This window comes from Streptomyces sp. NRRL S-31, from assembly GCF_000718775.1.
Lineage (GTDB): Bacteria > Actinomycetota > Actinomycetes > Streptomycetales > Streptomycetaceae > Streptomyces.
In genome coordinates this window covers 1-8,603 of the sequence record NZ_JOCB01000167.1, presented here as the reverse complement: position 1 = coordinate 8,603, position 8,603 = coordinate 1, and the positions used below count along the sequence as shown (strand labels likewise).

6 protein-coding genes are annotated in these 8,603 nt (G+C 73.6%); 3 read left to right on the top strand and 3 right to left on the bottom strand.

Annotation, left to right across the window (positions count from 1 at the left end; translation table 11 throughout):
- Nucleotides 1-417: 417 nt before the first annotated feature.
- On the bottom strand, nucleotides 418-966 hold the full coding sequence (locus IF37_RS0137360; protein ID WP_030753776.1) for a MarR family winged helix-turn-helix transcriptional regulator: 549 nt from the start codon (nucleotides 964-966) through the stop codon (nucleotides 418-420).
- Nucleotides 967-1,076: 110 nt separating this feature from the next.
- Here IF37_RS0137360 and IF37_RS0137355 point away from each other — a divergent pair, with 110 nt between their 5' ends.
- The gene (locus tag IF37_RS0137355; RefSeq protein ID WP_030753773.1) at nucleotides 1,077-2,372 is read left to right on the top strand and encodes an MFS transporter; all 1,296 of its coding nucleotides are present in this window, start codon (nucleotides 1,077-1,079) and stop codon (nucleotides 2,370-2,372) included.
- 116 nt (nucleotides 2,373-2,488) lie between these two features.
- Here the strand turns inward: IF37_RS0137355 and IF37_RS0137350 are convergent, their stop codons facing one another.
- Both IF37_RS0137350 and IF37_RS0137345 read right to left on the bottom strand, forming a co-directional pair.
- On the bottom strand, nucleotides 2,489-4,138 hold the full coding sequence (locus IF37_RS0137350) for a SpoIIE family protein phosphatase (RefSeq protein WP_030753771.1): 1,650 nt from the start codon (nucleotides 4,136-4,138) through the stop codon (nucleotides 2,489-2,491).
- A gap of 133 nt (nucleotides 4,139-4,271) precedes the next feature.
- Nucleotides 4,272-5,651: an NAD(P)/FAD-dependent oxidoreductase gene (locus tag IF37_RS0137345; protein WP_030753768.1), complete on the bottom strand. Its 1,380-nt coding sequence runs from the start codon at nucleotides 5,649-5,651 to the stop codon at nucleotides 4,272-4,274.
- A 377-nt stretch (nucleotides 5,652-6,028) separates the two neighbouring features.
- Here IF37_RS0137345 and IF37_RS0137340 point away from each other — a divergent pair, with 377 nt between their 5' ends.
- Complete coding sequence (locus IF37_RS0137340) at nucleotides 6,029-6,808, top strand: TetR/AcrR family transcriptional regulator (RefSeq protein WP_030753765.1); 780 nt, start codon at nucleotides 6,029-6,031, stop codon at nucleotides 6,806-6,808.
- A gap of 350 nt (nucleotides 6,809-7,158) precedes the next feature.
- The coding region (locus IF37_RS0137335; RefSeq protein ID WP_030753761.1) for a sigma-70 family RNA polymerase sigma factor at nucleotides 7,159-8,603 on the top strand (1,445 nt) is incomplete at its 3' end.

Sequence of the window (8,603 nt, the reverse complement as noted above, 5' to 3'; positions counted from 1 at the left end):
TATCAGATCTTTTCTCGATCCGATTTCCTCGGTGCTTTCCAGGTCTTCGCTTTCGCGTTTCCCTTTCCGGCGGTTCCGACTCTATCAGATCCTTTCGGCGTCTGACTCCCAGTCAGGGGGGCTTGTCTTCCCGGCTGTTGGGCCGTTCCGACGTCTCAAACCTTAGCGGATCCGCTCGGCGATTCCCAATCGGGCCACCGGGCTCCCATTCGAATTGAATTCGGGCACGCCGAAAACAACCCGATCGGGGATCGTGCTGTTGGTGTGAGGGGGTGCCGCTCATGGCGGCTGAGGTGCTGCCGGAGAACCGTTACGGCTCCGTGGCAACCCGAAGAACTTTACGGAACGGGCGGGGGCGTGTCAACACCCCTCCGCCAGGACCTGTCAAGATCTTTTCTCGCGGCCCCGGCGGCGGCCTCAGTCCAGGTCGCTGAGCCGGCCGCCGGCGTCCGGCTGCGCGTGCTCCACCCTGCGCAGGAGCCGGGTCAGCACCTCGCCCAGCACCGCGCGCTCGGTGGGGGTCAGGTCCTGGAGCAGGTCCTCCTCGAAGACCGTCGCCAGGCGCATGGCCTCCAGCCACTTCTCGCGGCCCTCGGGGGTCAGCTCCACGATGACCCGGACCCGGTTGGACTCGTCGCGCTCCCGGGTGACCAGCCCCTCCGTGACCATGCGGTCGATCCGGTGGGTCATCGCCGCCGGGGTCAGCCCGAGCCGCTTGGCCAGGTCGCCGGGGCCCATGCGATAGGGAGCGCCGGAGAGGACCAGTGCCTTGAGGACCTCCCAGTCGGCGTTGCTGATCCCGAGGTCGGCGGTCTGGCGGCCGTACGCCACGTTCATGCGGCGGTTCAGCCGGGACAGTGCCGACACGATCTTCTCGACCTGGGGGTCCAGGTCCTGGAACTCGCGCTGGTAGGCGGCGATCTGTTCTTCGAGTGTCGGCTCCGTGACGCCGGGAGTGTCGGCCATGGCCGCAGTATCGCACGCGACCCCTTTGCTTTGAAGTCCTTGACTGTGTACTCTTTAGCCTTGAACTTTAGCTTTGAAGTCTTCAGGTCTAACTAGTGAGAGAGGTGAACGTGACCAGGGCGATGGGCGCAGCGATGCGCCGGATCCACGTGGGCAACGCACTCAGCGCGTTCGGGCTCGGCTTCACCGTCCCCTACCTGTACGTCTACGTGGCGCAGGTGCGGGGACTGGGGGCCATGACGGCGGGACTCGTGCTCGCCGTCTTCGCGGTGGCCGCGCTGATCGTGCTGCCGTTCGCCGGCCGGGCGATCGTGCGGCGCGGCCCGCTGCCGGTCCTGCTCGCCGCCCTGGTGACCGCGGCCCTCGGCGCGCTGGGCCTCGGTCTGGCGGGCAGCGCGGTGACCGTGCTCCTGGCCGCGGCGGCGCTCGGCGCCGGGCAGGCCGTGATGCAGCCGGCGCTGGCGACGATGATCGTGGACTGCTCCAGCGCGGACACGCGCTCGCGCGCGTTCGCGACGCAGTTCTTCCTTCAGAACCTGGGCCTCGGCGTGGGCGGCCTCATCGGCGGTCATCTCGTCGACACCACGCGCGTGTCGTCCTTCACGCTGCTGTTCGCGATCGAGGCGGCGATGTTCCTGCTGCTGGTCGGGGTGCTGGCGACCGCGCGGATGCCGCGCTCGCCGCGGCTGGAGGAGGCTCCCACGCGGTCGGCGAAGGGCGGCTGGAAGCAGCTGCTCGGCAATCGGGCGATGGTGCAGCTGTCCGTGCTGGGCTTCGTGCTGTTCTTCGCCTGCTACGGCCAGTTCGAGTCGGGGCTGAGCGCCTACGGCGTGGAGGCGGCGGGGATCTCCACCTCCGCCCTCGGGACGGCGCTGGCCGCGAACACGCTGATGATCGTGATCGCCCAGTTCGCCGTGCTGAAGCTGGTGGAGCGGCGCCGGCGCTCCCGGGTCATCGCCGCGGTCGGGCTTATCTGGGCCGTGGCCTGGCTGGCCGCCGGGTACGCGGGGCTGGGGCACGGCAGCCAGGAGATGGCCACGGCCGCGTTCGTGTCGACGTACGCGCTCTTCGGGCTGGGTGAGGCGATGCTGTCGCCGACGGTGGCCCCGCTCGTCGCCGACCTGGCCCCCGAGGGCATGGCCGGGCAGTACAACTCGGCGTTCGCGCTGGTCAAGCAGTTGGCGCTGGCGGTCGGGCCGGCTGTGGGCGGTCCGTTGGGCGCGTCCCTGCCCGGGCCGTACATCGTGACCTTCCTGCTGTTCTCGCTGGGGATCACGGTGCTGGCGCTGCGGCTGGGACGGCGGCTCACCGCCGTACAGGACCGGCCGTGGCAGGCGCGCGGGACCCGGGTGGTCACGCGCGGCAGCGCGGCGGCGGAGCCGGAGCCGGTGGTGGCGGAGGCGTAGGGCACCTGGTGCCGCCGCCCATAGGGGTGCGGGCGGCGGCCGGGCCCTTCGCGGCGCGGGGTCCCGTTCGGATCAGGCCCGTCCCGGGCCCGGTCCGGACGGGACCCTCCGGCTCTTCATCCGCTCTTCGGCAGCAGGAACTCGCACCACACCGCCTTGCCGCCGCCGGGTGTCCGGCGGGAGCCCCAGCCGGAGGCGATCGTCGCCACGATGGCGATGCCCCGCCCGGACTCGTCCCCCGGCTCCGCGCGCCGGCGGCGGGGCAGGTGGTCGTCGCCGTCCGTGACCTCGATGATCAGGCGGCGGTCGGTGCGGCGCAGTCGCAGCCGCATGGGCGGGGTGCCGTGCTGGAGGGAGTTGGCGACCAGCTCGCTGGTGGCGAGGACGCCGAGGTCGTGCAGTTCGGCCGGGAAGCGCCAGCTCGTCAGCACGCCGGAGGCGAACGCACGCGCCCGGGGCGCCGCCTCGACGCCGCCGAGGAGTTCCAGTGCCGCGTTGCGGAAGAGGTCGCCGTCGGGGCCCGTGCGCGCCGGGTGCTGGAGGACCAGGACGGCCACGTCGTCGTCGTGGTCGGCGGTGACTCCGGCCGAGCGGACCAGCCGGTCGCAGACGACCTGGGGGCTGCCGGTGGCGCCGGCGAGGGCGCCTTCGAGGGCGGCGATGCCCTCGTCCAGGTCCGCGTCCCGGCGCTCCACCAGCCCGTCGGTGTAGAGGACGGCCGTCGCGCCGGGCCCGAGCGCGACACAGCCGGAGGAGTACATCCAGCCGCCGGTGCCGAGCGGCGGTCCGGTGGGCTCGTCGGTGCGGGTGACCGTGCCGTTCTCGTCGCGGACCAGGATCGGCAGATGGCCGGCGGACGCGTACACCAGGCGGCCCTCGTTCGGGTCGTGCACGGCGTATACACAGGTGGCGATCTGGTTGGCGTCGATCTCGGTGGCGAGGCCGTCGAGCAGCTGGAGCACCTCGTGCGGGGGCAGGTCGAGGCGGGCGTAGGCGCGCACGGCCGTGCGGAGCTGGCCCATGACCGCCGCGGCCCGCACTCCGCGGCCCATGACGTCGCCGATGACGAGGGCGGTCCGACCGCCGCCGAGGGTGATCACGTCGTACCAGTCGCCGCCGACCGCTGCCTCGGTGCCGCCGGGCTGGTAGGTGGCGGCGATGCGCAGGTCGTCGGGCTGCTCCAGTTCCTGCGGGAGCAGGGAGCGCTGGAGGGTGACGGCGGTCTCGCGCTGGCGGCGTTCGCTGGCGCGCAGCCGCTCGGCGGCCTCGGCGTGGTCGGTGACGTCGGTGGCGAAGACGAGCACGCCCGCGTCGCGGTCGCCGTCCTCGGCGACGGGGGTGCAGGTGAAGGTGTACGAGCGGCCGTCCACCGCCTTGCGGGACTTCAGGGTGCGGGGTCTTCCGCTGCGCAGCACCTGGTCGAGCAGGGGGAGCAGGCCCAGCTCGGCGAGTTCGGGCAGGGCGTCGCGGGCGGGTGCGCCCACGGGACGGGTGCCGAAGGCCGTGGTGTAGGCGTCGTTGACGTAGCCGATGCGGTGGTCGGGGCCGTGGACGAGGGCGACGAGCGCCGGAACACGGTCCAGGACGTCACGCGCGGGCAGTTCGTCGACGGCGGCCGCCGGGCATGCGCCGTCGGCGGACCGTCCGGCGCGGGCCGCGGGCACGGAGCCTTCCCCCCGCCGGTCCGGGGAGACCGCCGTTTCGGTCCGCGCGGCGGCGCGGCGCTGCGTTCCGGGGAGCCGGGCGCTCCAGCGCGTGAAGTTCACTGTGGGGAAGGCCTCATGGGTGCTAGGGCGGGCGGATACCCGTCCGACGTCGTAGGGCAGTCTGGCAGGGAGCGGGCCGAGGCGAGGGACAACCGTCAGACGCCCCGGTGCTCCCGGGAGTTCCTGGATCAGGTCAGGACGACCCCTTCGGGTCGCCGGAAGGGCTGTGGGGAGGCTTTCCACCGGCCGCCAGTTCGAACTCCGCTCGAGGGTGTTCGAGCGAGCCGAGGGAGACGATCTCCCGTTTGAAGAGCCCGGCGAGGGTCCACTCGGCGAGCACCCGGGCCTTGCGGTTGAAGGTGGGCACCCGGCTGAGGTGGTACAGGCGGTGCATGAACCACGCGGGGTAGCCCTTCAGCCTGTGCCCGTAGACCTGGGCGACGCCCTTGTGCAGACCGAGGGAGGCGACCGAGCCGACGTACGCGTGGGAGTACGTCCGGAGGGGTTCGCCGCGCAGCGAGCGGACGATGTTGTCGCCGAGGACCTTGGCCTGGCGGACCGCGTGCTGGGCGTTGGGCGCGGTCTCGGCGCCGGGATCGGCGGCCGTGACGTCGGGGACGGCGGCGGCGTCGCCCGCGGACCAGGCGTGCTCCGTGCCGTCGACGGCCAGCTGGGCCGTGCAGCGCAGCCGGCCGCGGGCGGTGCGCGGCAGGTCGGTGGCGTCGAGCAGCGGGTGGGGTTTGACGCCGGCCGTCCAGACGAGCGTGCGGGTCGGGAAGCGCTGGCCGTCGCTGAGCACGGCGACGCGTCCGGTGCAGGACTCCAGACGGGTGCCGAGCAGCACCTGGATGTTGCGGCGGCGCAGCTGGGTGACGGTGTAACGGCCCATCTCGGCGCCGACCTCAGGGAGGACGCGGTCGGTGGCCTCCACCAGGATCCACTTCATGTCCTCGGGGCGGAGGTTGTGGTAGTAGCGGGCGGTGTAGCGGGCCATGTCCTCCAGTTCGCCGAGGGCTTCGACGCCCGCGTAGCCGCCGCCGACGAAGACGAAGGTGAGGGCGGCGTCGCGGAGCGCGGGGTCGCGGGTGGAGGAGGCGATGTCCATCTGCTCGATGACGTGGTTGCGCAGGCCGATGGCCTCCTCGACGGTCTTGAAGCCGATGCCGTGCTCGGCGAGGCCGGGGATGGGCAGGGCGCGGGAGACGGAGCCGGGGGCGAGCACGAGTTCGTCGTAGCCGACGAGTTCGGAGGAGCCGCCCTCCTCGGCGGTGGCGAGCGTGGTGACGGCCGCGGTGCGCGTGGCGTGGTCGACGGCGGTGACCTCGCCGACGACGACGTGGCAGTGGTCCAGGACGCGGCGCAGCGGTACGACGACGTGGCGCGGGGAGATCGACCCCGCGGCGGCTTCGGGGAGGAACGGCTGGTACGTCATGTACGGGTCCGGAGTGACGACCGTGATCTCGGCATCGCCTCTCCTCAGCTCGGCCTTCAGCTTCCGCTGGAGGCGCAGGGCCGTGTACATCCCGACGTAGCCGCCGCCGACAACCAGAATGCGCGCACGTTCCTTCACCATCCCATGACGCACCCGGCGCCGTTGTTTGTCCACAGCCCCGACAATTTGTGTGACCGGCGGCCGGTTGCGCGCGGGGCCGGCCGCGGTGTCCCCGTGGGACGAAAGGGGGCAGGTCAGCAGGGGCGGGCGACAGGGGGTGAAGGGAGGCAATCGGGATGTACACGCCCCGTACTCCGATCGAGGGGCGCACTGTGCGGAACCTGCCCCTTCTGAATTGACTTCCGCTCAACTATGTTCGTGTGACGACGGGGTGTAGGGACTGTGGTCGAACGGGTCCGCGACGGGCGGGTCCGGTCGGGACCGATGCCGCTTCCACGCACTTCGTATTCAGTGGCGGGGAGAGTCTCCGGGGGGAGACGTCATTACCGGGGGAACACATGCATGTTCAGGACACGCATTGGACATCTGCTGCCGCCATCGCACCGGGCGGCAAGGCGATGAACGCGGCGATGGGCAGCGGACGCGCGGACACGGCGCGGTCGACCCCGCTGCGGGTGGACGCACAGCGCAATCTGGAGCACGTGCTGCGTGCGGCGCGTGAGGTGTTCGGCGAGCTGGGGTACGGCGCGCCGATGGAGGACGTGGCGCGGCGGGCCCGGGTCGGGGTCGGCACGGTGTACCGGCGCTTCCCCAGCAAGGACGTGCTGGTCCGGCGGATCGCCGAGGAGGAGACGGCGCGGCTGACCGAGCAGGCGCGCACGGCGCTCGGGCAGGAGGACGAGCCGTGGTCGGCGCTGTCGCGGTTCCTGCGGACGTCCGTGGCGTCGGGGGCGGGGCGGCTGCTGCCGCCGCAGGTGCTGCGGGTCGGCTCCGCCGGTCCGGCCGACGAGGACCCCGCCGGTTCGGTCGTGCTCGCCGAGGGGGCCCGGGTGCCTCAGCAGCGGGCGCAGTCGGGGGGCGGGGAACTGCGGCTGGTGGCGGCCGGGGCCACGGCGGTGGCCGACGACACCGGGGCCGGGGCCCTGCTCGACGTGGTCGGTCAGCTGGTGGAGCGGGCGCGGGCGGCGGGCACGCTGCGGGCCGATGTGTCGGTGGGTGACGTGCTGCTGGTGATCGCCACGGCGGCGCCGTCGCTGCCGGACGCGGCGCAGCAGGCGGCGGCGTCGGCGCGGCTGCTGGACATCCTGCTGGAGGGGCTCCGGTCCCGGCCGGCGTAGTCCGTCGTCGCCGGCCCCGCGCCTCGCCGCCGGCGGGAGCGCGTTCCCACCCGTGCCACCCGTGTCGCCGTGTCGCCCGTGCGGCTGTTCCGGTCGGATGCGGGTGGGTGCGGATGGGTGCGGGTGGGCCGCCGGACGGACCGGCCGGCGCCCGCCGACGGTGAAGTGCGTTCCGGGCAAGGGCCGTTGCTCCCCCGTGGGGCACGCGGCCGGCGGTGTACGAGGGAGTTCGGTGGGCAAGTCCGCTCGGACGAGTGGACGGGGTGTGCGAGGACTCCTGGGCGGGACGGGCTTGTGGCAGGCTGAGCCGGTGACGGATTGGGCTGGGCCGGTTCCGGGGGCTTTCCGCGATGGGCGCTGACGGGTGGGACGAGTCGCGCGTGGACGACGGGGACGCGGAGACGCGCGGGCCGGCCTCCCCCTTCGTACCCGAGCAAGGCGGACGCCCGGCTTCCTTCCGGCGGCCCGCCGCCGCGAGCGTGCCCGCGCAGCGCGACGGCGGGCTGCCGCCGGCAGGTGAGGCGCCACCCGCCGACGGCGAGCTGATCGAGCGGATGCGCGCCGGTGACGACTCCGCCTACGCGGAGCTGTACCGGCGGCACTCCGCCGCGGTACGGCGGTACGCGCGGACCTGCTGCCGGGACGGCCACACCGCCGACGACCTCACCGCGGAGGTCTTCGCCCGGATGCTCCAGGCGGTACGCGGCGGCTCCGGGCCCGAGTACGCCGTACGGGCCTATCTGCTGACCTCCGTTCGACGCGTCGCCGCGCACTGGACCAGGTCCGCCCGGCGCGAGCAGCTCGTCGACGACTTCGCCCTCTTCGCCCAGCAGGCCGACCAAGCCCCGGACACGTCCGACGACTCCCTCGGGGCCGGTGCCGGTGCCGACGTGCGCGCCCTGCACGAGGCGGAGCAGTCCATGGCCGTGCGGGCCTTCCGTTCCCTTCCCGAACGCTGGCAGGCCGTGCTGTGGCACACCGAGGTGGAGGACGAGTCCCCGAGCGAGGTGGCCGTCCTGTTCGGACTGGACGCCAACGGCACCCGGGTGCTCGCCAGCCGCGCGCGCGAAGGACTGCGGCAGGCCTACCTCCAGGCGCACGTCAGCGACGCCCTCGCCGACGACGAGGAGTGCGCGCGCTACGCCGACCGGCTCGGCACCTACGCCCGCCGCAAGCTGCGCGTCCGGGCCGAGCGGGGGCTGCGCCGGCACCTGGCGGAGTGTGCCCGGTGCCGGCTGGCCGTGGCGCAGATCGAAGAGGTGGCGAGCGGCATCCCCGGTGTCGTCCCGGTCGCGGTCATCGGCTGGTTCGGGGCCGCCGGGTACGCCAAGGCGCTCGGGATCGTGGCCGGCGGCGCCGGGGCGGGGGCCGCCGGGGCAGCCGCGGCCGGGGCCGGTGGCTCCTCCGGCGGCGCGGGCGGGGCCGCGGCCTCCGAGGGAATGGGAGCGCCGGTGAAGGCGGGTATCGCGGCCGGTGTGGTCGCGGTGGCCGCCGCGGCGGTCGCGCTGGCCCTGGTGAACGACAGCCGTCCCGCGGGGGAGGCCGCCGCGCCGGCACCGTCCGCGCCGTCCGCGCCGGTCGTACGGCCCGGGACCCCGGCGCCCCCGACGACGGCGCCCCCGTCGGCGCCGCACAGGCGGTCGCCGAAGCCCGTCGCGGACGTCCCCGAGCCGGCCGGGTCCCCGGCACGCACCCCGGCGCCGCCTGCCACGCCCACGCCGGCAACCACGCCACAGCCGACGCCCGGGCCCGCCACCAAGCCCGCGCCGCCCCCGACCGCAGCGCCCCCGACGAC

What these genes read in the sequence shown, in the direction of transcription:
- IF37_RS0137360 (WP_030753776.1), bottom strand. Translation starts at nt 966, where the DNA reads ATGGCCGACACTCCCGGCGTCACGGAGCCGACACTCGAAGAACAGATC.
- IF37_RS0137345 (WP_030753768.1), bottom strand. Translation starts at nt 5,651, where the DNA reads ATGGTGAAGGAACGTGCGCGCATTCTGGTTGTCGGCGGCGGCTACGTC.
- IF37_RS0137340 (WP_030753765.1), top strand. Translation starts at nt 6,029, where the DNA reads ATGCATGTTCAGGACACGCATTGGACATCTGCTGCCGCCATCGCACCG.